25 protein-coding genes are annotated in these 26,053 nt (G+C 33.5%); 17 read left to right on the top strand and 8 right to left on the bottom strand.

Annotated elements, in window-relative coordinates; genetic code table 11:
* Positions 1-35: 35 nt before the first annotated feature.
* Both AC5ZCW_RS03020 and smpB read right to left on the bottom strand, forming a co-directional pair.
* Positions 36-674 (bottom strand): putative periplasmic lipoprotein, encoded by a 639-nt coding sequence (locus AC5ZCW_RS03020; protein WP_281632192.1) that lies wholly within the window; start codon positions 672-674, stop codon positions 36-38.
* An 81-nt stretch (positions 675-755) separates the two neighbouring features.
* On the bottom strand, positions 756-1,211 hold the full coding sequence (gene smpB, locus AC5ZCW_RS03015; protein ID WP_177209986.1) for an SsrA-binding protein SmpB: 456 nt from the start codon (positions 1,209-1,211) through the stop codon (positions 756-758).
* A 139-nt stretch (positions 1,212-1,350) separates the two neighbouring features.
* On the opposite strand from smpB, the gene AC5ZCW_RS03010 reads away from it, so the two are divergent.
* A complete protein-coding gene (locus AC5ZCW_RS03010) occupies positions 1,351-2,007 on the top strand; it encodes a hypothetical protein (protein WP_343543345.1) in 657 nt (218 codons plus the stop codon).
* A gap of 105 nt (positions 2,008-2,112) precedes the next feature.
* Positions 2,113-2,337: a VF530 family protein gene (locus AC5ZCW_RS03005; RefSeq protein WP_343543343.1), complete on the top strand. Its 225-nt coding sequence runs from the start codon at positions 2,113-2,115 to the stop codon at positions 2,335-2,337.
* Between the two features lies 1 nt (position 2,338).
* Here AC5ZCW_RS03005 and AC5ZCW_RS03000 read toward each other — a convergent pair whose 3' ends face one another.
* The 3 genes from AC5ZCW_RS03000 to AC5ZCW_RS02990 form a co-directional block, all read right to left on the bottom strand.
* Positions 2,339-2,893: a DUF3575 domain-containing protein gene (locus tag AC5ZCW_RS03000; RefSeq protein WP_343543341.1), complete on the bottom strand. Its 555-nt coding sequence runs from the start codon at positions 2,891-2,893 to the stop codon at positions 2,339-2,341.
* Between the two features lie 111 nt (positions 2,894-3,004).
* Positions 3,005-3,553, bottom strand: coding sequence for a GNAT family N-acetyltransferase (locus AC5ZCW_RS02995; RefSeq protein WP_343543340.1), 549 nt, complete (start codon positions 3,551-3,553; stop codon positions 3,005-3,007).
* A gap of 9 nt (positions 3,554-3,562) precedes the next feature.
* Positions 3,563-4,414, bottom strand: a complete 852-nt coding sequence (locus AC5ZCW_RS02990; RefSeq protein ID WP_496117831.1) for an aldose 1-epimerase family protein — start codon at positions 4,412-4,414, stop codon at positions 3,563-3,565.
* A gap of 185 nt (positions 4,415-4,599) precedes the next feature.
* Here AC5ZCW_RS02990 and AC5ZCW_RS02985 point away from each other — a divergent pair, with 185 nt between their 5' ends.
* Positions 4,600-6,864, top strand: a complete 2,265-nt coding sequence (locus tag AC5ZCW_RS02985) for a M1 family metallopeptidase (protein WP_496117829.1) — start codon at positions 4,600-4,602, stop codon at positions 6,862-6,864.
* 41 nt (positions 6,865-6,905) lie between these two features.
* Here the strand turns inward: AC5ZCW_RS02985 and AC5ZCW_RS02980 are convergent, their stop codons facing one another.
* On the bottom strand, positions 6,906-7,133 hold the full coding sequence (locus AC5ZCW_RS02980; protein WP_343543336.1) for a hypothetical protein: 228 nt from the start codon (positions 7,131-7,133) through the stop codon (positions 6,906-6,908).
* A gap of 201 nt (positions 7,134-7,334) precedes the next feature.
* Between AC5ZCW_RS02980 and AC5ZCW_RS02975 the strand changes: the two genes are divergently transcribed.
* The 11 genes from AC5ZCW_RS02975 to argH all read left to right on the top strand — a co-directional run bounded on the left by AC5ZCW_RS02975 (position 7,335) and on the right by argH (position 18,739).
* Positions 7,335-7,970 carry a GNAT family N-acetyltransferase gene (locus AC5ZCW_RS02975; RefSeq protein WP_111423417.1) on the top strand — a complete coding sequence of 212 codons (636 nt, stop codon included), beginning with the start codon at positions 7,335-7,337 and terminating at the stop codon, positions 7,968-7,970.
* A gap of 64 nt (positions 7,971-8,034) precedes the next feature.
* Complete coding sequence (locus AC5ZCW_RS02970) at positions 8,035-9,228, top strand: argininosuccinate synthase (RefSeq protein ID WP_073409232.1); 1,194 nt, start codon at positions 8,035-8,037, stop codon at positions 9,226-9,228.
* Positions 9,221-10,198, top strand: coding sequence for an N-acetyl-gamma-glutamyl-phosphate reductase (gene argC, locus AC5ZCW_RS02965; protein WP_496117826.1), 978 nt, complete (start codon positions 9,221-9,223; stop codon positions 10,196-10,198). Before AC5ZCW_RS02970 ends, argC begins: the two co-directional genes overlap by 8 nt.
* Before the next feature lie 77 nt (positions 10,199-10,275).
* Positions 10,276-10,746 (top strand): hypothetical protein, encoded by a 471-nt coding sequence (locus tag AC5ZCW_RS02960; RefSeq protein ID WP_496117824.1) that lies wholly within the window; start codon positions 10,276-10,278, stop codon positions 10,744-10,746.
* A 48-nt stretch (positions 10,747-10,794) separates the two neighbouring features.
* On the top strand, positions 10,795-11,934 hold the full coding sequence (locus AC5ZCW_RS02955; RefSeq protein WP_496117822.1) for an aspartate aminotransferase family protein: 1,140 nt from the start codon (positions 10,795-10,797) through the stop codon (positions 11,932-11,934).
* 100 nt (positions 11,935-12,034) lie between these two features.
* Positions 12,035-13,228: a glutamate-5-semialdehyde dehydrogenase gene (locus AC5ZCW_RS02950; protein ID WP_496117820.1), complete on the top strand. Its 1,194-nt coding sequence runs from the start codon at positions 12,035-12,037 to the stop codon at positions 13,226-13,228.
* A gap of 80 nt (positions 13,229-13,308) precedes the next feature.
* Positions 13,309-14,070: a glutamate 5-kinase gene (gene proB / locus AC5ZCW_RS02945; RefSeq protein ID WP_496117818.1), complete on the top strand. Its 762-nt coding sequence runs from the start codon at positions 13,309-13,311 to the stop codon at positions 14,068-14,070.
* Between the two features lie 88 nt (positions 14,071-14,158).
* Positions 14,159-15,112 (top strand): N-acetylornithine carbamoyltransferase, encoded by a 954-nt coding sequence (locus AC5ZCW_RS02940; RefSeq protein WP_496117816.1) that lies wholly within the window; start codon positions 14,159-14,161, stop codon positions 15,110-15,112.
* Positions 15,113-15,205: 93 nt separating this feature from the next.
* On the top strand, positions 15,206-15,979 hold the full coding sequence (argB, locus tag AC5ZCW_RS02935; RefSeq protein WP_496117814.1) for an acetylglutamate kinase: 774 nt from the start codon (positions 15,206-15,208) through the stop codon (positions 15,977-15,979).
* A 268-nt stretch (positions 15,980-16,247) separates the two neighbouring features.
* Positions 16,248-17,318: a M20 family metallo-hydrolase gene (locus AC5ZCW_RS02930; protein ID WP_395412455.1), complete on the top strand. Its 1,071-nt coding sequence runs from the start codon at positions 16,248-16,250 to the stop codon at positions 17,316-17,318.
* Positions 17,319-17,458: 140 nt separating this feature from the next.
* Positions 17,459-18,739 carry an argininosuccinate lyase gene (gene argH, locus AC5ZCW_RS02925; protein ID WP_343543323.1) on the top strand — a complete coding sequence of 427 codons (1,281 nt, stop codon included), beginning with the start codon at positions 17,459-17,461 and terminating at the stop codon, positions 18,737-18,739.
* Between the two features lie 83 nt (positions 18,740-18,822).
* Here argH and AC5ZCW_RS02920 read toward each other — a convergent pair whose 3' ends face one another.
* Positions 18,823-20,139, bottom strand: a complete 1,317-nt coding sequence (locus tag AC5ZCW_RS02920) for a pectate lyase family protein (protein ID WP_496117812.1) — start codon at positions 20,137-20,139, stop codon at positions 18,823-18,825.
* A 260-nt stretch (positions 20,140-20,399) separates the two neighbouring features.
* On the opposite strand from AC5ZCW_RS02920, the gene AC5ZCW_RS02915 reads away from it, so the two are divergent.
* Positions 20,400-21,401 (top strand): DUF2157 domain-containing protein, encoded by a 1,002-nt coding sequence (locus AC5ZCW_RS02915; protein WP_496117810.1) that lies wholly within the window; start codon positions 20,400-20,402, stop codon positions 21,399-21,401.
* Positions 21,398-22,561, top strand: coding sequence for a hypothetical protein (locus AC5ZCW_RS02910; protein WP_496117808.1), 1,164 nt, complete (start codon positions 21,398-21,400; stop codon positions 22,559-22,561). Before AC5ZCW_RS02915 ends, AC5ZCW_RS02910 begins: the two co-directional genes overlap by 4 nt.
* Positions 22,562-22,653: 92 nt before the next feature.
* Here the strand turns inward: AC5ZCW_RS02910 and ytxJ are convergent, their stop codons facing one another.
* Positions 22,654-23,043 carry a bacillithiol system redox-active protein YtxJ gene (gene ytxJ, locus AC5ZCW_RS02905; protein ID WP_343543316.1) on the bottom strand — a complete coding sequence of 130 codons (390 nt, stop codon included), beginning with the start codon at positions 23,041-23,043 and terminating at the stop codon, positions 22,654-22,656.
* A 204-nt stretch (positions 23,044-23,247) separates the two neighbouring features.
* Here ytxJ and clpB point away from each other — a divergent pair, with 204 nt between their 5' ends.
* Positions 23,248-25,845, top strand: a complete 2,598-nt coding sequence (gene clpB, locus AC5ZCW_RS02900) for an ATP-dependent chaperone ClpB (protein ID WP_281632211.1) — start codon at positions 23,248-23,250, stop codon at positions 25,843-25,845.
* The last annotated feature ends 208 nt before the right edge of the window (positions 25,846-26,053 follow it).

The raw sequence follows: 26,053 nt of genomic DNA, 5'->3' as shown, positions 1-26,053 counted from the left end.
AAAAGCAACATTTTTACGTTGCTTTTCTTTTCATTTTATTTAGGAGGTAAAGAACCATCTTTACGCATTTCTTTTACTACAGTCTGCATAATCGCGTCTACTGTTTGTCCTAGATCGGTTACATATTGTGATTCTGTAGTTCCTGTCCAAATTAATTTGTTTTGTTTTAATGAAAATACATTGGTTTCAACCATGTAAGAAGTAGTTTCTTGGTAATAACCCGGATCATAAAAGTTTGGAGAGTACATGCCATACCAGTTTCCAAAGCCGTATCCGTACATGCCTGTATACATTCCGTCAAAACCGCCATAATACATTCCTGTATAAGTGCCGGGAACATAATTAACTTCTTTTTCTTTGCTGACCAAACGCATACTGATTACGCCATCAAAGTTTTCGTCTTGTAAGACCTTTAGTTTTTGTTCTTGCGTTAATTGGGAGGTTGCATTTAAATACTGATATGAAGTTTTAAAAACCGGATTACCAGCAGCAATTCTGTTTTCAATAATTCGTCTCGAAGCTTCATCTTTGACTAAAGCTACCACCAAAACTTTTTTAAATTGTTCTTGTGTGATCGTTACATCTGGATCTCTCCAGCTGTTTACAATTGATGTATTACTGCCGCAACTTGAAAACGCTGCTATAGCGAAAAACAAAACTAAGTACTTTTTCATATTTTACAGTTAAATTATTTTGTAATAAAAATAACGATAAAATATTATAAATGTATCATTTAGAGAAAATTAAATTTGGTTTTAATTATAAGCTTTTTTAATACGGTCCAAATCACGTTTGGTGTCTTGTTCTTTTAAAGATTCACGTTTATCATAATTCTTTTTCCCTTTACAAAGGCCAATTTGTAGTTTAGCCAAACCTTTTTCGTTTGTAAATAGCTTTAAAGGGACAATCGTTAAACCTTTTGCCTGAACATTTTTATGGAGCGTTTTTAATTCTTTTTTATTTAAAAGCAATTTTCTTTCACTTCTGGATTTATGATTGAATTGATTTCCAAAAGAATATTCTTCAATATAAGTATTAATGGCAAAAAGTTCCATGCCACTGAATTCGCAAAAACTTTCGGTAATGTTTGCTTTTCCTAGACGTATAGATTTAATTTCTGTTCCCGCCAAAACAATTCCAGCAGTATAAGTGTCGATTATTTCATAATCGAATCGGGCTCTTTTGTTAAGTATATTGACTGATTTTATCATGGTTGCAAATGTAAGACAAAATTGAAAAATGTGGCAGTTAAAGATAATTAAAGTTTTTTTTTAATCTATGATTTTAATCAGCCTTAAGCAGAAAGCTTACATATAAGTTTGTCCTGTAATTAAAAAAAAACGAAATAAAATGAAAAAGATTGTAACATTAGTGAGTATGGTATTAATCGGTTTAACTGCTAGAGCTCAAGATTCGTCTCAAGGACTAAAAGGAGCTTGGTTTGCAACTTCTCAGTTTGGTTATCAGCAAACTAAAAGTGGAGATGTAAAAGGGACTAATTTATCGGTGCTCCCAATTGTAGGGACATTTATTACCCCATCTGTGGCTGTAGGTGCGGGAATAGGTTATATTAACATTAAATCAGATGGGTATCCGCAAGGAAGTACAGATGTTAAAACACTTGCTAAAACAGATTTATTTGTTTTTCAGCCTTTAGTTAGAAAATATTGGAATGTAGCGGGGTCTTTATATTTCTTCGGACAAGCTGCGATACCTGTTATCACTGGAAAAGAAAAAGAAAGCGACTTAAAAGTAAATCAAGTTGGAGTTTCTGTATCAGGAGGTTTTGATTATTTTGTAACTAAGAATTTCTCAGTTGAGTTTTCTTATGATTTAGTAAACTTCACTTCTACAACTCTAAAGCCAGAGAATGGAGAGAAAACCACTGTTACAAATTTTGGATTAGCACATGTTGCCAATGTTGATTCTTATTATAATACGGAATTGGGTGGAAGTGCTCCAAATTTAACAACCCCAATTTCTGTAGGTTTTAAATTTATATTCTAATTTATTCTTTATTTGATTAACGTAAAATTCTTTTAGTAATTTTGCAAAAAAGAAGACCGTACTTTTTTGAAGTACGGTCTTTTGATATTATTAAAAAAGTATAAGATGCAAAATCAATCCAAAGATCCTTTACACGGAATTACACTTCAAAAAATTGTTGAAACCTTAGTCGATTATTATGGGTTTGATACTTTAGGTGAATTAATTCCAATAAAATGCTTTAATTCAAGCCCAAGTGTAAAATCAAGTCTTACTTTTTTAAGAAAAACAGATTGGGCTCGTAAGAAAGTAGAGGAGCTTTACATCAAAACACTTCCTAAGTTAAGCTGATTTATAATTTGTATGAAATCATAACTCCGCCACGATACGGTAGCCACTCGCCACTTTTGTTCCAGTGCACTGCTTTTTCATATCTTCCTGGAGTTCCATCATTATAATATCCATGATAAAATCCTTGATGCCATCCACCACCTACAAAAAAGTCAAGTAAAAATTTATCACTTAATTTTAGATTATAACCTACTGTAGCTCCAATTCTATAACCGAAGCCATGCTCATACATGTTAGTGTCCCAATAATTCCATTTTTGGATGTCATATTTATCTGCACCTATATGAGCTCCCGCATAAAATCCATTGTATTTTTCTTTAAAATGATAACGAATTTCGGGAGTAACAGTAATAAATTTCATAGGGCTATGGCCATTAAAAGACTCCCAAAAAGAAGCCATTACATCGGCACTAAAAGTTGTTTTTTCTCCAATACTGGTTTCAATACCGATGTTCGGGATAGCCAATAAAGCCGTAGCTCCATTAAATTTTACAAAAGTCTGACTTTGCATTTGCACACAAAATAAAAGAACAATTAGGGCGAATAATTTTTTCATAAGATATTTTTGGAATTCAAAAGCAACTTTTTTTGCTGATTTTGAGCGCAAATATAACGTATAATGGTAGATAACTATTGGCTATAAGATTTTTTTAACAAGTATAAAAACCTACTTTTCTAATAATGAGTAAATTACCTTGTCTAAAAATTTTCCGTTCCAAAATTCTACTTCTTTTAGATGAGCTTCTTTAACAAAACCACATTTTTGCAATACCTTTTCAGAGGCATAATTTTCTGGATCAATTACGGCTTCAATTGAATGAAGCTTTAAAACTTCAAAGCCGTATTTAATCAGGTGATTTACTGCTTCTGTGACAATTCCTTTTCCATGATGATCGGGTGAAAGAATATAACCAATTTCAGCACGGTAATTTTCGGGTTGCATTCTATAATACCCAATAATTCCGATTAATTTAGAATCATTTTTAAATCGGACACTCCAGTTTATTCCTTCATTAGTATCAATTTTTTCATCAATCATTCTAATGAGCTCCAAAGCATCCTCATGATCTTTTGCCAGAGGTCTAGGAATATATTTCATGTTTTCAGGATTAGAGCGTAATTCAAAGACCTCCTGAACATCTTTATCTGTTAGTCTGTCTAAAATTAAACGTTCTGTTTCTATTATTGGAAATGGAGTAAAGTTAAAATCTAACATTTTGTTTTGTTATAATATAGTAATACTAAATTTTACACTGAAACTTTTGTTTCCATCGAGAATCAAAATTCCTTCTTTTTTGTATAAGTCGCCTGTGTTTTCATCAGTGTCTGAGTAACCTAGCCAAGGCTCAATGCAGATAAATGGTGCATTTTCTTTAGTCCAGATTCCTAAACTTGGAAAATCATTATAGCTGACTTTTACATACGGTTTTGAGTTGTTGCGAATAGTCAATGATTTGGATTCTAATGTTTTGAAAATTAAAGCGTCATTTTTGAAAAGCTCATAATTTAAAGGAACCGAGTTGTTTTTTGTTTCTAAAACTTTGGTCTTAGGAGAAATCAAATCGTTTTCAAGTAGATAATATTTTAAATTTTCCTCTTTTTCAAATTCAATAGAGTAGTTTTCAAAATGATCAGCAAGCGCAATAGCAGGATGCGCTCCAATTGAAAAAGGCATTTTTTCTTTTCCGTTATTTATTACTTTGTATTCAAGTTCTAATGCGTTTTCATTAAGTGTATAAATAAGTTGTAATTCAAACTCAAAAGGATATTTCTGTAATGTTTCTGCAGAAGATTTAAGAGAGAAAACAGCTTTATTCTCTGTTTGTTCAATCAATTCAAAATCCATGTCACGCGCAAAACCATGACGCGGAAGATGGTATTCTTTTTCATTGATTGTGTAAGTGTTATTTTTTAAAGTTCCTACAATTGGAAAAAGTACTGGCGAATGCTTGCCCCAAAAATCTGGATTGCCTTCCCAGATATATTCGCTATTTTGATTGTCTTTTATAGAAAATAATTCGGCTCCAGCATGTTTAATAGAAGCTTTTAATATAGAATTTGAAATAGTTGTAGTCACATTGTTAAGTCTAAAATGAATATTCTTTTGATAGATGTAAATATATTTTATAAAATTTATTTTTTTAAGAAAAAGGCTTAAATTATTTTATTGGTAAAATTTTGCTAAAATTGAATTTATGTTTTGAAATATCTCTGTAAATAGCTTTTTTTTTCATTAATTTGCTACATAAACAGCTAAAAAATATGAAAAAGCAATCTGCAAAAGCCATTTTAACCGCGGCTTTATTTTTTGGGATTTCTTCAGTTTGGGCGCAGCAAACTCCGTCAGCACCAGCAGCAAATCCAGTAAACAATTACAATTACCATGATGCCTTTGGACCTCATTTCTACACCAAAAATGCTACATCAACCCGTACTGCGAGCGGTGAGCCAGGAATAGAATATTGGCAGAATAGAGCCGATTACCAGATTACGGCAAAATTAAATGGAACTACAAATGAGATTGTAGGGACAGATGAAATTACTTATACTAATAATAGTCCTAATAAATTGTCTTTTCTTTGGTTGAATTTAGATCAGAACTTATTTAAAGAAGATTCTAGAGGGAACGCTGTTGTGCCTTTAACAGGAAGCCGTAACGGTGCTCAAGGACAAGTTTTTGATGGCGGAAATAAAATTAAATCTGTAAAGGTAATTTCTGGAGGAAAAAACAAAACAGAAGTTGATGCTAAATATATAGTTACAGATACTAGAATGCAGATTTTCCTTCCTCAGGAATTGGCTGCAAAAGGAGCTTCTGTAAAAATTAAAATTGAGTTCTCTTTCATCGCACCTTTTGAAGGATCGGATAGAATGGGGGTTTTAGAAACCAAAAACGGAAAAATCTTTACAATTGCGCAATGGTATCCACGTATGTGTGTGTACGATGATGTGAGAGGATGGAATACAGCTCCTTATTTAGGTGCATCTGAGTTTTACTTAGAATACGGTGATTTTGATGTTAAATTAACTGTTCCAGGAAATCACTTTGTAGTAGCTTCTGGTGAATTATTAAATGGTCAAGAAGTGCTTTCTGCAGATCATTTCAAAAAATATAAAGATGCAGCAAACAGTGATAAAACCGTAACGATTCGTTCTGAACAAGAAGTAAACGCAGCTTCAAATGCTGGAACAGATAAAACATGGCATTATAAAATTAAAAATGCACGTGATTTCTCTTGGGCATCATCTCCAGCTTTCATATTAGATGGAGCAAAAATTAATCTTCCTAGTGGTAAAAAAGCATTAGCATTATCTGCTTATCCTGTTGAAAGTGCTGGGCAAGGTGCTTACGGGCGTTCAACAGAATATGTAAAAGCATCAATCGAGCATTATTCTAAGCAATGGTTTGAATATCCTTATCCAGTAGCTACAAACGTTGCGGGGAATGAAGGAGGAATGGAATATCCTGGGATCGTTTTCTGCGGATGGAAATCTAAAGGACAAGATCTTTGGGGGGTTACAGATCACGAATTTGGTCATATCTGGTTCCCAATGATCGTGGGATCAAACGAAAGATTGTTTGCTTGGATGGATGAAGGATTTAATACTTTCATTAACTCATTAAGTACTGCTGCATTTAACAATGGTGAATATAAAGAAGCGCCAACAAATTTGCATGATATGGCAGAACCTTTTACTAGACCTGACTTAGAAACGATTATGAGTTCTCCTGACAACATGAAGGAAGCTAATATTGGTATGTTGTGCTACTTTAAACCAAGTGCAGGTTTAGTAATTTTAAGAGAACAAATTTTAGGTAAAGAACGTTTTGATACTGCTTTTAGAACTTATATTCAACGTTGGGCATACAAACATCCGCAGCCTGACGATTTCTTTAGATCTATGGAGAATGTAGCAGGAGAAGACTTAAGCTGGTTCTGGAGAAGCTGGTATGTAAACAACTGGCGTTTCGACCAAGGTGTTAATTCTGTGAAATATGTAAAAAATGATCCAGCTAGAGGTGCCGTAATTACAGTTGAAAACTTTGATAAAATGCCAATGCCAATTGTTTTAGATGTAAAAACAAAAAGCGGAAAAGTGACAAGAGTTAATTTGCCAGTAGAAATTTGGCAAAGAAATAATTCTTGGTCTTTCAAACACAATTCTACTGAAGAAATCGAAAGCATCACTTTAGATCCAGATAATGCTTTTCCAGACAACAATACGTCTAATAATGTTTGGACGGCAGGAAAAGGTAAAGTAGAAAAAGATATTATTTTAGATCCGTACATAGGAAACTACATTACTGCAAAATCGCCTTTAACAATTGAATTGACAGAGAAAAATAGTGTTTTAAATGCAGAACTTCCAAACTATCCTAAGTTTGCATTAGAGCCTGTTGCAAACGAAAAAGATACATTCGAATCTGCTAGAGCTGGCTTAAAACTTAAATTTAATGAGGCAAAAACTGGTTTCGATTTGATACTTATAGGAAATGGGCAAGTGATTCCATTTACAAAAAAGTAATATTTAAAAAGTTTAATGTCTTAAAAACCCGATAATTAGAATTAATTATCGGGTTTTGTATTTTTAGTATATTCACAAAACGTAAAAAAAATGTTAGAATTTTTATTTTTTGTTTTGAAAATAAAAAAATAATGTACTTTTGCACCGATGAATAAAATAAGTTTGCATATAACTTCTTTGTCACGGACAAACTCACCGATTACTTCTCCCGAAGTACGGACACTATCTCTATAGTGTTCACTGAGTTTTATAGCCGTATATTTATTCATATCCATTTTTCATTTTGAAATCACATAATTTGTCCATTGGACAAACATATCCTAAAAGTATTTATTATTTTGTAAATTTTCTTGATCAAGTTTTTGATTTTGAGAATGTTACTTCTATTTTGCTTAATTTTATTGGATTCAATTCTGGATTTCAAACGAATCAATATGCTTTAATTTTTAACTCTAACTTCAATAATTGAAATGAAGATCTCTATTGTTGTTACCCAGGAAGAACACTTCAAATACGCACAAGAAATCTGCGATACGATAGAATCATCTGCCTTGCTAAGAGGCACGGGGATTGCTAAAAGAACTCCTGAGTACATTCAGAAAAAAATGGCAAACGGTGATGCAATGATTGCTTTGGCTGATGGAAAGTTTGCAGGTTTTTGTTACATAGAAAGCTGGCAGCACGGAAAATTTGTTGCGCATTCTGGATTAATTGTACATCCAGATTATAGAAGTCATGGTTTAGCCAAAAAAATAAAATCAAAAGTTTTTGAATATTCTTTGAAGAGATTCCCAGATGCTAAAATATTTGGAATTACAACTGGTTTGGCTGTAATGAAAATTAACTCTGAATTAGGTTATAAGCCAGTTCCGTTTTCAGAATTGACAACCGATCCGAGTTTTTGGGCAGGCTGTAAAACATGTACAAACTATCATATTCTGCAAAGCAAAGAAAACAAAATGTGCCTTTGCACAGGAATGTTATACGACCCAAAAGAAAAACAAAAAACACCGCCAAGACATCCTTTTAATGAGGCTGTCTTAAACAGACTTAGAAAAATAAAACAAGCTTTATTTTTAAATAAAATATTGTCATTGTTTGTTTAAGTCAAATTAATTAGAAAAAATCTCAAACTGCTAAATACGAAAGTATTAGCCAAAATTATAAAAAATGAAAAAAGTAGTATTAGCTTATAGCGGAGGATTAGATACCTCGTATTGTTTGAAATATTTAAAAAATGAAAAAGGATACGAAGTTCACACTGTTCTTGTTGACACAGGAGGATTTTCTGCTGAAGAATTAACAGCTATTGAAAAAAGAGCTTATGAGTTAGGAAGTGCGCAACACGCCAACTTAACAATTTTAGATAAATATTACGATAAAGCTATCAAATACTTGATTTTCGGAAACGTATTAAAAAATAACACATATCCATTATCAGTAAGTGCTGAACGTGTTTTTCAAGCAATTGAAGCTATAAAATATGCAAAAAAAGTAGGAGCAACTGCAATCGCTCACGGAAGTACAGGCGCTGGAAATGACCAAATTCGTTTCGACTTGATTTTCCAAACTATTGCTCCGGAAATCGAAATTATTACTCCAATTAGAGATTTAAAACTTTCAAGACAAGAAGAGGTTGATTATTTGGCTCAGAACGGAGTTCACTATTCTTGGGAAAAAGCACAATATTCTATTAATAAAGGACTTTGGGGAACAAGTGTTGGAGGAAAAGAAACTTTAACTTCAAGTCAACCATTGCCAAGTGAAGCTTATCCATCACAATTACAAAAAGAAGGTGAAGAAAAAGTAACGCTTCATTTTGAGCAAGGAGAATTAGTTGGTTTAAATGGAAAAACAGATAAACCTTCAAATAATATTGTGGCTCTTGAAAAGCTCGCAAGTGCTTACGCAATTGGAAGAGATATTCACGTTGGAGATACTATTATCGGAATTAAAGGAAGAGTTGGTTTTGAAGCTGCAGCTCCGTTAATTATCATTAAAGCGCACCATTTATTAGAGAAACATACGCTAGGGAAATGGCAACAATACTGGAAAGAACAATTAGGAAACTGGTACGGAATGTTATTCCACGAAGGTCAGTTTTTGGATCCAGTTATGAGAAACATTGAAACTTTCTTGCAAGACACTCAAAAAACAGTAAACGGAACCGTTACAGTTTCATTAAAACCATACCATTTCTCACTTGACGGAATTGAATCTGAAAATGATTTAATGAATACAGGTTTCGGTCAATATGGCGAAATGAACAATGCTTGGACATCTGACGATGCAAAAGGATTTATCAAGATTTTAGGAAATGCACAAAACATATTCTCATCTGTAAACAAATTAGATCATGATTAATGTCGGAATTATTGGTGGTTCGGGCTACACGGCCGGAGAACTCATCAGAATTTTAATGTATCATCCAAAAGTAAACATCGATTTTGTTTACAGTACAACAAATGCCGGAAAACCACTTTCTGTGGCACACCACGATTTGATGGGCGATATCGAAATGAATTTTACTGATGTAATAAATCCTAATGTAAATGTGGTTTTCTTATGTTTAGGACATGGAAAATCGATTTCATTTTTGAAAGAAAATCAGTTTGCGAGTCATACTAAAATCATTGATTTAGGAAATGATTTCAGATTGAATAAAGACGCTCATTTTGAAGGGAAAGATTTCGTTTACGGATTACCTGAAATCAATAAAGCTGAAATCAAAAAGACAAATTATATTGCAAATCCGGGCTGTTTTGCAACGGCTATTCAGTTGGCTTTATTGCCTTTAGCGGAACACAATTTGTTAAACAATGATGTTCATATTAATGCTACAACGGGAAGTACAGGCGCAGGAGTAAGTCTTTCAGAAACTTCTCATTTTAGTTGGAGAAATAATAATATGTCACATTATAAAGCTTTTGAACACCAGCATTTAGGTGAAATTGGAGAAAGTCTAGTTCAGTTGCAGGATGATTTTGACAGCGAATTGCTTTTTATTCCGAATAGAGGCGATTTTCCAAGAGGAATTTTTGCAACCTTATATACATTATGCGATGATAGTTTGGAACAATTGGTTGCTAAATATGAAGATTTCTATAAAAATGAGCCTTTCGTAACCATTACCACAACAAACATCAACATGAAACAAGTGGTGCAAACGAATAAATGTATTATTAGTTTATTGAAAAAAGGAAACCGGGTTCTCATAACATCAATTATCGATAACTTAACCAAAGGTGCTTCAGGACAAGCAATTCAAAACATGAATTTAATGTTCGGTTTAGAAGAAACCACAGGTTTACATTTGAAACCAAGCGGATTTTAGAAAAAAAATGTTTCAGGTTTAAAGTTTCAAGTTTTTTTTAGTTACAATAGTGCTTAAAGTTTAATAAAAATAAAAAAATGACAAATGAAATAATTTTATTGATACTTGGTGTTTTTCTTGGATTTGGATCGTCGATAGGAACTTTAAAATATCAAGAATATCATCAACGTAAAAAAGCTTTAAACTTGTTAAAAATAGAAATCTTTAAAATTGATAAATTAATTACTCCATTTTTAATAGAAAAAAAAAAAATAATATTGCCAAATGGAGAAATTAGGGAGTTTAATACCATTTCTAATACTGAAATACTTAATTTTAAGATGATTACACAGATAGATTTGCTTTTAAATTTGAAAGATTATTTAAGAGAATCTATTTATTCAATCTCTATAGATCTAGAATTTGCAGAGAAACATAGAATGCTTGCGATTCCTCTTTTAAATGAAGAAAATAGAGCGAATGAACTTAATATTTACGGAACAGTTTATTTCGAATATTTAAAATCGGCAAAAGAAAAGATTAATGAATTAAAAAACAGGTTAAAATAGTGTCATCTACAAAAGTTAAAACCTGAAACAAAATAAACAAAACAAAAAATGAACTTATTCAACGTTTACCCATTATACGACATAACTCCAGTAAAAGCAGTAGATTGTACAATTATTGACGACAAAGGAGTAGAATATTTAGATTTATATAGCGGACATGGTGTGATTTCTATCGGACACACACAGCCGGATTATGTAGCAAAATTAAAGAATCAGATAGATAACTTAGGTTTTTATTCGAATGCCATTCAGAATCCTTTACAGGTAGAATTGGCACAGAAATTAGGAAAACTTTCTGGTCTTGAAGATTACGAATTGTTTTTATGCAGTTCTGGTGCTGAAGCCAATGAAAATGCTTTAAAACTAGCTTCTTTCCACAACGGAAGATCAAGAGTTGTGGCTTTTCATAATTCTTTCCACGGAAGAACTTCTGCAGCTGTTGCTGTTACAGATAACAAAAAAATCGTAGCACCATTAAATGCACAGCAAGAAGTAACTTTTTTACCTCTAAACCAAATAGAATTAGTAGAAGCTGAATTAGCTAAAGGTGATGTTACAGCAGTAATTATTGAAGGAATTCAGGGCGTTGGAGGTTTAGATCAAGGAACAACTGAGTTTTTTCAAGCTTTAGAAAAAGCATGTAAAAAACATGATGTTGTTTTGATTTTAGACGAAGTACAGTCAGGCTACGGAAGAAGCGGTAAATTCTTCGCGTTCCAACACCACGGAATCAACGCTGATATTATTTCAGTTGCAAAAGGCATGGGGAACGGTTTTCCTGTTGGAGCGATCTTAATTTCTCCAAAATTCGAAGCAAGTTTCGGATTATTAGGAACTACTTTCGGCGGAAGCCACTTGTCTTGTGCAGCAGGAATTGCAGTTTTAGATGTAATTGAAAAACTGGATTTACAAAAGAATGTAAATGAAGTTTATGAATATTTCTTAGAAAAAATCAAAGAAGTTGACGGAATCAAGCAAGTAAAAGGAAAAGGCTTAATGCTTGGAGTAGAGTTTGATTTTGATGTTGCAGCTTTAAGAAAGAAATTAATCATCGAAAAACACATTTTTACAGGAAGTGCCAACAATAAAAATCTATTAAGAATTTTACCGCCATTAACTGTGAAAAAAGCAGATATCGATACGTTTGTAAAAGCTTTAAAAGAAAGTTTAGAAGAATTAAAAAACTAAACACACAATTATCCTAACAGGTTTATAAAACCTGTTAGGTATCAATAAGTTTCGATAAAAAGAAACAACCAAAAAACAACCAACCCACCCACTTGAAATTATGAAACCATTATCAATTGAAACACGCAATGCGGTTTTGCGATCTATGGCAAAGCTGGTCGAGCAGGAACGGAATGAGATAATCCTAACCAATCAGGAAGATCTTGCCGATTACGACGGCTCAGATTTAGCGATGGAAGAACGCTTAAAAGTAGATGATAAAAAAGTAGACGAGATGATTTTATCATTAAACCAACTAGCTTCTCAGGAAGATCCCATTGGTGTTGAGCGTTTTCATTTTACTCATGATAATGGAATAAAAGTGGTCAATAAAACTGCTGCTTTTGGAACGATTTTAATTATTTACGAATCTCGTCCAGACGTTACAATCGAAGCAGGCGGAATCGCTTTTAAATCCGGAAATAAGATTTTATTAAAAGGAGGAAAAGAGTCTTTAAAATCAAATTTGAAAATCGTAAGTCTTTGGCATAAAGCTTTAGAAGAAAACGGAGTTTCAAAAGACTGGGTGGAATATCTGAATTACAACAGAACAGAAACTCAGACATTCTTGGAAAAACCAACTCAAAAAGTTGATTTAATTGTTCCAAGAGGCGGAGAAAAGCTAATTGAATTTGTAAAAGCGCACGCAACCTGCCCAGTAATCGTAAGCGGACGCGGAAATAATTTTGTTTACGTTCATAAAGATGCTGATACAGATTTGGCTTTAAAAGTAATTTTAAATGCTAAAACAGCTAAAATTTCGGCTTGCAACGCTTTAGATAAAGTTTTAATAGATTCTAAACTGCCAAATTTTGAAGGTTTCACAGCAATGTTAATTGAAGCTTTAATTGAGGCAAAAGTGGAAGTTATTGTAGATAAATCGTTAGAGTATTTCGAAAATACCAAGACGATCGAAAACGAAGATATTTGGTATGAAGAGTTTCTAGATTATAAAATTGTAATAGGAACCATCGATTCTCAGGAACATGCCATTGATATGATTAATAAGTACTGCGGAGGACATTCTGCAGCAATTATTACCAGAGATAATGAAGTAGCACAGCAATTTATGGAATCGATCGATGCCGCTGCAGTTTACCAAAATGCATCAACTCGTTTCACAGATGGTGGACAATTTGGTCTTGGTGGAGAATTAGCAATAAGTACTGATAAATTGCATCAACGCGGTCCAATTGGTCTTCAACATCTCGTAACCAATAAATGGTACGTTTACGGAGAAGGACAGATTAGATAATTTTAGATTTTAGAGTTCAGATTTTAGATTAAAAAAACTTAGAATCTCAGCATCTTAGAACCTTAGCAGCTTTAAAAAAAATGGGTAAGAAACGGATTTTATTAAAAATAGGAAGCAATACTTTAACCAAAGAAACCAATCATATTTCGCGGGGAAAGATTGAAGATCTTGGAATACAGATTGCTGCTTTAAATGACGAATATGAGTTTATCATAGTAAGTTCAGGAGCAATTGCAGCAGCGAAACAATTTGTAAAGCTGGATAATCAAGATAAAGATGTTTTTGTAAAACAGGCTTTAGCTTCTATCGGACAGCCTCATTTAATGCGGATTTACAATGAAAATTTTAAGGATTTAGGCTTAAATACTTCACAGTGTTTGCTTTCTTATTCTGATTTCGAAAAAGAGCAGACCAAAAAGAACATTGTAAATACGATTAATGTACTGGTTAAAAACAATTACATTCCGATTATTAACGAAAATGATACTGTTGCCACAGATGAGATTCGGTTTGGAGATAATGATAAATTAGCGGCTTTAACGGCAGTGCTGCTAAATGTTGATATTCTAATTATTGCGACCAACACAAACGGAATTTACACTAAAGATTCTATTCATGCTGAAGTTCCAGAAACAATTAAGTTGGTTAATGATTTAAAATCGCTTGAGAAAGAAATCGGCGATTCAAAATCATCGCACGGAACAGGAGGAATGCAATCCAAAATAGAAGCAGCCGCAATTTCAAAAGCAGCCAATATCGAAACCTGGATTGTCAATGGACTGAATGATAATTTTATTTTAAAAGCATTGAACAACGAAATTCCGTTTACTAAAATAATCTAATGAGTCAATTAGAAAATTAGTTAATTAGATAATGCACAATTATCAAATTTTCTAATTATCACATTATCTAAATTAATAAAGAAAACAAATGAACTACATATCAATAAAAGACATCAACTCATTATCAAAATGGGTAAAACAAGCGATTAAAATCAAAAAAAATCCGCTGAAAAATCAAAGTTTAGGAAAGAATAAAACCCTTGGAATGTTATTTTTCAATCCGAGTTTAAGAACGCGTTTGAGTACTCAAAAAGCGGCAATGAACTTGGGAATGAACGTTATGGTAATGAATTTTACCAATGAAGGATGGACATTAGAATTTGAAGACGGAGCGGTTATGAATTCTGGGGCTTCAGAACACATAAAAGAAGCCGCAGAAGTAGTTTCTCAATACTGTGATATTATCGCGATTCGTGCTTTTGCAGGTTTGGTAGACAAAGAAAAAGATTATCAGGAAACTGTAATTTCAGGATTTTTGAAATACGCTACAGTGCCGATTGTAAATATGGAAAGTGCTATTCGTCATCCGTTGCAATCATTAGCTGATGCTATTACGATGGAAGAATTCAAACCTAGACACAAAAACAAACCAAAAGTGGTTCTTTCTTGGGCACCGCACCCAAAAGCTTTGCCTCAGGCTGTAGCCAATTCTTTCGTAGAAATGATGCAGTTGCAAAAAGAAATGGATTTTGTAATCACACATCCGGAAGGTTATGAATTGAGCCCGGAAATAACAAAAGACTGCAAAATCGAATACGATCAAGACAAAGCGTTTGAAAATGCCGATTTCGTTTACGTTAAAAACTGGAGCAATTTTAACGATTACGGGAAAGTAACCAACAGCGATCCAAACTGGACAGTGACGGCCGAAAAAATGGCTTTAACCAACAACGGAAAATTCATGCACTGTCTTCCAGTTCGTCGTAACGTTATTGTAAGCGACGAAGTTCTTGACGGAGAAAATTCAATCGTAATTGAACAAGCGAATAACAGAACGTATTCAGCACAATTAGTTTTACAAAAGATTCTTAAAAAAATATAATTTTTTGAGGTGCTAAGGTTCTAAGTTTCTAAGATACTAAGGAACTATGAGCAAAAACCTTAGTACCTTAGAACCTTAGCAACTTAGAACCTCATGAAAGTTACCGTAATAAAAATAGGTGGAAACATCATCGATAATCCAGCAGAATTAGAACAATTTTTAACCGATTTTTCTAAAATTGAAGGCTATAAAGTTTTAGTTCATGGTGGTGGAAAATCGGCTACAAAGATGGCGCAGAGTATTGGATTAGTTCCGCAAATGATTGATGGACGCCGAATTACAGATGCTCCAATGCTTGATGTTGTGGTCATGATTTACGCTGGGCAAATCAACAAACATATTGTGGCACAATTGCAGGCAAAAGACAATAACACGATCGGTTTTTCTGGAGCAGATGGAAATTTAGTTCAATCCACAAAAAGAAATCACCCAACAATTGATTACGGTTTTGTAGGCGATGTAAAACAAGTCAACACCAAATTACTAGCAACGTTGTTAGAAGCTGGAGTTGTCCCTGTTTTTTGTGCGATTACACACGATAAAAATGGACAATTGTTAAACACCAATGCCGACACTATTGCAAGTGAATTATCAATTGCATTGTCAGAACTTTTTGATGTGACGCTAACGTATTGTTTTGAAAAACAAGGTGTTTTGCAAGATTCAGAAGACGATTCATCTGTAATAACAGAAATCAACGAAGCCTTATACAATAAGCTGAAAGAAGAAAAAGTAATCCATTCTGGTATGATTCCAAAACTGGATAACTGTTTCAATAGTTTATCAAGAGGTGTGCAGAAAATTAAAATTGGACATCACAGAATGCTTGAAAATTCAGATATTCCGCATACAACGATTACGTTGTAAAGATATAGCCACGAATTACACAAATTAACGCTAATTTTTTTTGGCTTAAAAAAGAGAAAATAATTTTAAACAGACAGTAAAAAGTTTATTTTGATTTTAAATCTGTTACAAAAAGATAATTTGTGAAAATTCGTGCAATTAGTGGCAAAAAAAGAGAACTGCGCAGTACTTTTAAATATTAATTTAAGAAATTTGCGCAAATTAAAATTGTCACGATTTTATTAAAAACTTTGTGACTTCGAGCCTTAGCGGCAAAGAAACCAAACTTATGAAAAGTATAGATACGCTTACTCAGGAAGCAATTAGTTTATTAAAAAGCTTAATCGAAACCCCTTCATTTTCAAGTGAAGAAGATCAGACGGCTCTTTTAATTGAAAATTGGTTCAATCAGAATGAAATTCCTTTCAAGAGAGAAAACAATAATGTGTGGGCTTTCAACAAATATTTCGACGAGAACAAACCAACACTTTTACTAAACTCACATCACGATACCGTACGTCCTAATCAGGCGTATACTAATGATCCGTTTAAAGCGATTGAAAAAGATGGTAAATTATTCGGATTAGGAAGTAATGATGCTGGTGGATGCTTAGTTTCATTATTAGCGACATTTGTACATTTCTACGAAAATCAAAATCTTTCTCACAATATTGTAATTGTAGCTTCTGCGGAAGAAGAAAGTAGCGGTAAAAATGGGTTAAACAGCGTTTTAAAACATTTACCAGAACTAGATTGCGCAATTGTAGGTGAGCCAACTTTAATGCAATTAGCAGTTGCAGAAAAAGGTCTTTTAGTTTTAGATGTAAAAGTAAAAGGAACCGCAAGCCACGCCGCACATCAAAATGATGATAATGCATTATACAAATCAATTCCAGTAATGGAATGGTTTAAAAACTATAAATTCGACAAAATATCTGACGTTTTAGGTCCCGTAAAAATGACCGTAACACAGATTAATGCAGGAAAACAGCACAATGTCGTGCCATCAGAATGTGATTTGGTAGTAGATATTCGTGTAACAGATCGTTATACAAATGCTGAAATTTTGGAAGTTGTAAAAGCAAATGTAAACGCCGAAGTAACGCCAAGATCAATGCATTTAAACGCATCTTCTATTCCAGTTTCGCACGGTTTAGTTCAGGCAGGAATTGCTTTAGGAAGAACAACGTATGGTTCGCCAACGCTTTCAGATCAATCAGTTTTAAGCTGTCAGTCATTAAAATTAGGACCAGGAGAAACATTGCGTTCGCACTCAGCAGACGAATTTATTTTTGTAAATGAAATTGAAGAAGGAGTCGATTTGTACATTAAAATACTAACCGATTTCTTTAAATTATAAGAAAAGAAAAACCGCCACGAATTCACGAATTGTTTTTTATTATTTGAACAAGATATTAATTCGAATTAATTCGAAAAAAAATAATCGTAAAGATTTGAAAAAAATAATTCGTGAATTCGTGGCGAAAAAAAACATAACCTATGAAACTTTGGGAAAAAGGAATACCAACAGATAAACAAATCGAACAATTCACAGTAGGGAACGATCGTGAACTGGATTTAGTTTTAGCAAAATACGATGCTTTAGGTTCAATCGCGCACGCCAAAATGTTGGGACAGATTGGTTTATTAACTGCTGACGAAACAACATCTTTAGTTGATGCATTAAACGAAATTATCGCTGATATTGTAGTTGGAAATTTCGAAATCGAAGACAGTTTTGAAGACGTGCATTCTAAAATCGAATATCTTTTAACAGTAAAACTAGGCGATGCAGGAAAGAAAATCCACACCGCACGTTCTCGTAACGATCAAGTTTTAGTCGATGTTCATCTGTACTTAAAAGATGAATTAAAAGCAATCAAAGAGCAGGTAAAAACTTTGTTTGATTTGTTGATGGAATCGGCAGAAAAACATCAAAATGTACTATTGCCAGGTTATACACATTTACAAATCGCAATGCCATCGTCTTTCGGAATGTGGTTTTCTGCTTACGCCGAAAGTTTAATTGATGATATTACAATGTTGAACGCTGCGTCTAAAATTGTAGACCAAAATCCGTTAGGTTCTGCTGCAGGTTACGGAAGTTCTTTCCCAATCAACAGAACCTTTACAACGAAAGAATTAGGCTTCGAAACCTTAAAATACAATGCCGTTGCAGCACAAATGAGCCGCGGAAAAGCAGAAAAAACGGTTGCTTTTGCGATGACAAGTGTTGCAGGAACATTATCAAAATTTGCGATGGATGTTTGTTTGTATATGAGTCAGAATTTCGATTTCATTGGTCTTCCAGCACATCTTACAACAGGTTCAAGCATTATGCCTCATAAGAAAAACCCAGACGTTTTCGAGTTAATCAGAGGAAAATGCAATAAGATTCAAGCACTTCCTTACGAGATTACTTTAATTACGAATAATCTTCCAAGTGGTTATCATAGAGATTTACAGCTTTTAAAAGAAGGTTTATTTCCAGCGATTCAAAATTTGAAAGCTTGTTTGGATATTGCTATATTTTCAATAAAAGATATTACGGTTAAAGATCATATTTTAGAAGATAAAAAATATGATTATTTGTTTACGGTAGATACTTTAAACGAAATGGTAGTAGAAGGAATGCCGTTTAGAGATGCTTACAAAGCAGTTGCTGAACAACTAGAAGCAGGAACATACAAATCTCCAAAAGAAACAAAACATACGCATGAAGGCAGTATTAATAATTTATGTCTTGATGCGATTAAAGATAAAATGAAAGCTGCTTTTTAATGTTTTCGTGAAATTGTAAAAAGTAAGCAGTAAAAAGCAAAAGGTCATTGATTATTTCAATGACCTTTTGCTTTTTTTAAGGTTTAATTTTTTACGAGTTTAAAAGTTTTGCTTCTGTTGTCTATTTGAACTTTGCATACATAAATGCCTTTTGCAAGATTTCCGACGTTTAATTCTAATTTTTCATCTGGAGAAACATTTTGGGAATGTGAATATATTTTTGATCCATTAGATGAAAACAGATTCACTTCAGCTAAACCATTATCAGAACTTGAAAAATCGATATTTAACAAACGATTTATAATTGATGGATAATACTTCAAATCCAGATTATTTGCATTGTCGTTTAGTCCTAAATTATTGCAGCTTGTAGATACGGCACCTTGAGCGGTAACCTGAAGCGTTGCACCAGCACCGCATGAAACGTTAGAAATATATCCCGCAACATTAGCGATAGGCAAAACGCTATACGTGTATGAAGGTTTTGTTACTGCTGTTCCTGAATTGGTTGGAGCATTCAAACAATCTGTAAAAGCAATTCCGATTGTACCACCGTCAGTACTCACGTAATTTTTAAAAGCAGTTCCGATTTTAGCAAAATCAGTCCCTTCTACGTAACAAGTTGTATTATTGCTTCCACCGCCTAAACCAATTGCAAGTGAACCCGATACAGAAGTGTTATAATAGCAATTTAAAATATGAAGTTCAGCATTTCTGGCTCTTGGCATTCTTTCTTTACAGCCTTCTGCCCAGTAACAGTTTTTAAAAGTAATGCTATAATGTCCGTCAGAAGGAGCATCGGTTTTAGAAGAACCTACTAAGTCAGAAAAACGGTGATCATCAGCACCGCCAGATCCTCCAGCTTTTGGTGCTTTCAGATAAATAAATTTACACCATGAAACCGTTACGTTATCAGCAGCGCCTTTGTTGTCGAAATTTCCGTCCATTCCGTCCTGAAATTCACAATGGTCGACCCAGATATTAGTCGCTTCTGAAGTAAGATTATCACGTCCGTCAACATCGTAAGCGCCTGGGCCTTCAAAAATTAAATTCCTTATGATAATATTATTTGAACCTGGTTTAAGATTTAAAATTCCTGAACCGGCTGCAGTTTGATCCAGATTAACCAAACGAGCACCAGGAAGTCCGATAATAGTTTTGTCATTTACTTGAAGACTGGTGTAAGTGCAATTTATGGTTCCTGAGACCAAAATTACTTGCGGAGTAGTTAATTTTAATTTTGCTGTTAAATCAGTCAGGTTTGTTACAGTGACTGGAGTTGCGGTTCCTCCGCCAGTTGCAGATGCACCAAATCCTTCAGGAGCGCTCATGTAATAATTTTGAGCAAACAAAAAGGAGCAAGGCAGAAGCAATGCTAATAAAATAAGTTTTGTTTTCATTTTAAGCGTGGTTTTTGTGGTTTCAATAGTTAATGTAATCGATTGCACAAATGTAAAAGAATTAAAATAATTTCAAATTAATTTATTAAATATTTATGTTTTAAACTTTTGATATCTAGAATTGTAAATTTTGTTTTAACAGCAATAATTTGCAAAACAATCTGTGATAATGTTTTAGAAAACAAAAAAAGGTTTTAAAATTAAAAGCAGAATTTTCATGCTAAATACATATATTTGATATGCCAGTTTAAAACATATCAATGAAAAAATTCAATGAACAATCTACCTTAGATCTTTTTGAGAAAGGTTTGATTACAGAAAATCAATTCGAAGAAGTTAAGACCTATCGAAACCTAAATATCTTTTCGTTAAATGCAGAATTAAAGCTATTTCTTTATTTGTCAGTATTGTTATTTACTTCAGGAATTGGAATTCTGATTTATGAAAATATTGATACAATTGGACATATCGCCATTCTATCATTGCTTTTAATAGTTATTGCAGTTTGTTTTTTTTATTGTTTTAAATATTCTAAAGGTTTCCAGAAAGGCGAAGTTACTTTTGAGCATCCGGTTTTAGAATATCTGGTTTTGGCGGGAAACATTCTAACTTGTATCTTTATCGGATATCTGCAATTTCAGTACAAACCTTTTGGAGATCACTACGGGTTGGCTACTTTAATTCCAACAATAGTAAGTTTCTTTTGTGCTTATTATTTTGATAATAGAAGTGTCTTGACTATTGCTGTTACAGGTTTAGCGGCGTATGTCGGACTTTCGGTTACACCACAGGATATATTTAATGACAGTAATAATTTGTACGCTAGCCAAAGTTTGAGTTATTCTGCAGTAATGTTAGGGGTTTTGTTGGTTTTGTGGACTATTTACAGCCATAGAATTTCGCTCAAAACACACTTTAGCTTGGTTTTTCTGACTTTTGCATTGCATATTGTAAGTATCGCTGCAATTAGTAATTTGACAGGTTATGATACTTTAATATGGATAATATTTGCTTTGATTTTAGCTGGTTCAACATATTATTTTTATAAAGCCAGCTACGAATATAAAGCAATGTCTTTATATGTATTTATGATTGTGTATGCTTACATCGGCGGAAATATTGTTTTGTTTAGAATTTTTGAAAACGTTGATTTCTCTGATATTTGGGAATTGCTTATTTTTCTATTGCCAGCATATTTCATTGGCTCAATTGTAATGTTTATTAAATTAATTAAAAACTTCCATAAAGTTATTGCAGAATGATAGTATACAACAAACAATTATTAGATAATGAGGCTTTAACAGATGAAGCAGATGCTTTATTTCAAGGTGGTTTTATAAGTAAAGATCAGAAGAAATTTATAGAAAAGGAATTACCAGTTTTAAAAAGCCAAAGTAATATTTTAGTTAGAATAGGATTCTTTTTGCTTGGTTGCTTGTTGTATCTTTCAGTTTGTGGAGCAATTTCTTTGTTTGGACTAAGCGCTGAGAATACATTTTTTCAGATCTGCTGTTACATTTTTGCTATAGTGGGATTTGTTGGAGCAGAATTGCTTGCAAATCAAAATTTTCATAATCACGGTTTAGATGATGCTTTTATATTGAATGCACTGTTATGCTTAGGCGCAGCAATAGGAATAACAACAGAAGGGTACGAAATGGTAATTGCTTTTTTTGTTGCAATTGGATCGCTTTTTATGTTTCTAAGGTATTTGCATGTGCTGTCAATGCTTGTGTTTTGCCTTTCAGCAACTGCTTTTTTGTTTTACGGAATGTTTGAATTTGGAGATAGAGGAAAAGCAATTTTGCCATTTATAGCAATGATTTTTGCAGGCGTATTTTATTTTTTAACAAAAAAAATGATGAATCGTCTAAATGAAAATTATTATTACAATGGACTTTTGTTAGCTAATAGTTTTTGTTTGGTGTTATTTTATCTTTCTTGCAATTATCTGGTGGTAAGAGAACTTTCTGCAGAGCTTTTAGGAGTAGAAGTGAAACCTGGAACCGACATCCCGTTTGCTTATTTCTTCTATGCTTTTACTTTCATTGTTCCAATTGTTTATTTGGGGCAAGCTATAAAAACAAAAGATAGAATAATGCTTTGGTTGAGTTTTTTAGCGGTCGCATTTTCAATTTATACGATTAGATTTTACCATTCCGTTTTGCCAATCGAAGTTGCGCTTACATTAGGAGGGATAATTCTTTTTGCAATAGCTTATTTTTCAATTAAAAAATTAAAAGAAAAAGAGAGTGGATTAACCTTTAAGCCAGATAGAATTAACCATTCAGATAGCCTATTAAATGCAGAAGCTTTAGTTGTAGCTTCAACTTTCGGTATGAAACCAGGAGTTAAAACAGATTCTCCAATGGAATTTGGAGGAGGAGGTTTCAGTGGAGGAGGCTCTGAGGGAAGTTTTTAGAAATGTAAAATGCGAAATGTAAAATGTAAAATGCAATAGGTAAAGTGTTTTACTTCTCACATTTGACATTTTACATTTCACAAAAAAAAACATTATACTTTACTCTTCAATGCTTCTGCATCAATATCACTGTGCGAAACATCGTAAACAGCTTTTCCGTTTTTAATTAAAATCAATTGTGGAGATTCGTGATATACTCCAAATCTGCTAGCAATTTCATTTGAAATATCTCTATGTGCGATCAAGTCCAAAAAGTACGCATCAACAACACCTTCAAGATCAAATTCTCTTTCAAATTGTTTTAAGGCCATTCGGCTAATGCTACATCTTGTGCTATGTTTGAAAATTACAACTGGTTTTTCATTTGAAATGGCTTCAATTTCCATTAATTGAAGAATATCTGTTAATTCTGTCCAGTTAACTTTACTTTTTGCTGCTTCTGAGTTCTCTGAACTTCCGAAGATTGAATTAAAAAAACTCATATTTGGCTTGCTTTATGACTTTTTGACGTGTTAAAACGATAAAAACTTGATTTTAACCGTCATTTTGTCTGTTTTTTTACTGTGGAATATAATTTGTCTATTAGAATACAAAGTTAAATTATTTGAGTTAACTATTTACCTCAATAAATCGTAACTTTAATCCTATTTAATTTATAAAGTTAAATCAATCAAAATCAGAAAGATATGAATATAAATAAGTTTACTATTAAATCGCAGGAAGCCATTCAGTTGTCTCAGCAGTTAGCACAACGAAATGGCCAGCAGCAAATTGAAAATGAGCACATTTTCAAAGCAATATTTGAAGTTGATGAAAACGTGGCGCCATTTATTCTAAAAAAATTGAATGTAAATGTGCCGTTGTTTTTGCAAATTTTAGACAGTACAATTCAGAGTTTTCCAAAAGTTTCTGGAGGAGATGTTATGCTTTCTCGAGACGCGAACAAAGCTTTGAATGAAGCTGAAATCATTGCACAAAAAATGAACGACGAATACGTTTCGATCGAGCATTTAATTTTAGCCATTTTTGACTCAAAAAGTAAAGTTTCTCAGATTTTAAAAGATCAGGGAGTTACAGGAAAAGGTTTGAAAGCGGCTATTGAGGAACTTAGAAAAGGCGAAAGAGTAACTTCGGCATCGGCAGAAGAAACGTATAATTCGCTTAATAAATTCGCTAAAAACTTAAACGAATTAGCTCGTACAGGAAAATTAGATCCAGTTATTGGGCGTGATGAAGAAATTCGTCGTGTATTGCAGATTCTAACTCGTAGAACAAAAAACAACCCAATGCTTATTGGGGAACCTGGAGTTGGTAAAACTGCAATTGCAGAAGGTTTGGCACATAGAATTGTGGATGGCGACGTTCCAGAAAACTTAAAAGATAAAATCGTTTTTTCTCTAGATATGGGAGCTTTGATTGCCGGAGCCAAATATAAAGGAGAATTTGAAGAACGTCTGAAATCGGTTGTAAAAGAAGTTACAGCTGCAGATGGAGATATTGTTTTGTTTATTGATGAGATTCATACGCTTGTAGGAGCGGGTGGAGGTGAAGGCGCAATGGATGCGGCTAACATCTTGAAACCAGCTTTAGCTCGTGGAGAATTGAGAGCAATTGGTGCTACAACTTTAGATGAATATCAAAAATATTTCGAAAAAGATAAAGCGCTTGAAAGACGTTTCCAGAAAGTTCTTATTGATGAACCAGATACAGAAAGCGCGATTTCAATCTTGCGTGGTATCAAAGAGAAATACGAAACACACCATAAAGTTCAGATTAAAGACGAAGCAATTATTGCTGCGGTTGAACTTTCGCAAAGATATATCACCAATCGTTTCCTACCAGATAAGGCGATTGACTTAATGGATGAAGCTGCTTCTAAATTACGTATGGAAATCAATTCGAAACCAGAAGAGTTAGATGTTTTGGATCGTAAAATCATGCAGTTGGAAATTGAAATTGAAGCCATCAAACGTGAGAAAGAAGAGAGCAAGCTGAAAATTTTAGGTATGGAATTAGCCAACCTTAAAGAAGAGCGCAACGAAATCTATGCAAAATGGAAACAGGAAAAAGATATTGTTGACGGAATTCAGGCTGTAAAACACGAAATTGAAGACTTTAAATACGAAGCAGAACGTGCAGAACGTGAAGGTGATTATGGGAAAGTAGCTGAGATTCGTTATGGAAAAATAAAAGAAGCGCAGGAACGTCAGGAAAGTTTGCAAAAACAGTTGTTAGAATTTCAATCTGGAAACTCTTTGATTAAAGAAGAAGTAACAAGAGAGGATATTGCAGAAGTTGTAGCAAAATGGACTGGAATTCCAGTAACCAAAATGCTTCAAACAGAAAGAGAAAAATTATTGCACCTTGAAGACGAATTGCACAAACGTGTAGTAGGTCAGGAAGAAGCGATAGAAGCAGTGAGTGATGCTGTTCGTAGAAGCCGTGCCGGTTTACAGGATATGAAAAAACCTGTTGGTTCATTCTTATTCTTAGGAACAACCGGAGTTGGTAAAACGGAGCTAGCAAAAGCTTTGGCAGAATATCTTTTTGATGATGAAAACGCCATGACTCGTATTGATATGAGTGAGTACCAAGAACGCCACAGTGTGAGCCGTTTAGTTGGTGCACCTCCAGGATATGTAGGTTATGATGAAGGTGGTCAGTTGACAGAGGCTGTTCGTAGAAAACCTTATTCTGTTGTGTTGTTAGATGAGATTGAAAAAGCGCATCCAGATACTTTCAATATTTTATTGCAGGTTCTAGATGAAGGTCGTTTGACAGACAACAAAGGGCGTCTGGCAGATTTCAGAAATACGATTATTATTATGACCTCAAATATGGGAAGTAATATCATTCAGGAGAAATTTGAAAACCTAAAAGGAGGTGTTGAAGCGGCAACAGAAGCGGCTAAAAACGAAGTTTTAGGATTATTAAAACAAACTGTTCGTCCTGAGTTTATCAACCGTATCGATGAGATTGTAATGTTTACACCGCTTACAGTAGAGAACATCTCAAGAATCGTAAACTTACAGTTAAAGAGTGTTACAAAAATGTTGGCTCTGCAAGGCATTACAATGGATGCAACTCCAGAAGCTATTGCTTACTTGGCCGACAAAGGTTACGATCCGCACTTTGGGGCAAGACCTGTAAAACGTGTAGTTCAAAGAGAAGTTTTAAATCAATTGTCAAAAGAGATTTTGGCAGGAAATATTACAACAGACAGCATCATTTTATTGGATGCTTTCGATGGCAAACTGGTTTTTAGAAACCAGACAGTTAAATAATTATTTTTTTTAGTTAATCTTGAAAAAGCATCAGTGTCAAAGCTGGTGCTTTTTTTTGCCGTAAATTCTGAAACTTTTAGTCTGATTGTTATAACAATTCTTTTTGAAAAAATATTCAATTTTAAGTTCATAAAAATCAGCAAATTATTAATTTAAAAAATAAAGACATGAATAATATTTTCAGAGGATTATTAGCAGGATATGGAGC

The sequence above is a fragment of the Flavobacterium sp. PLA-DH12 genome (genome assembly GCF_059511845.1).
The sequence above is the reverse complement of the archived record's forward strand: the minus strand, read 5'-3'. Positions and strand labels throughout refer to the sequence as shown.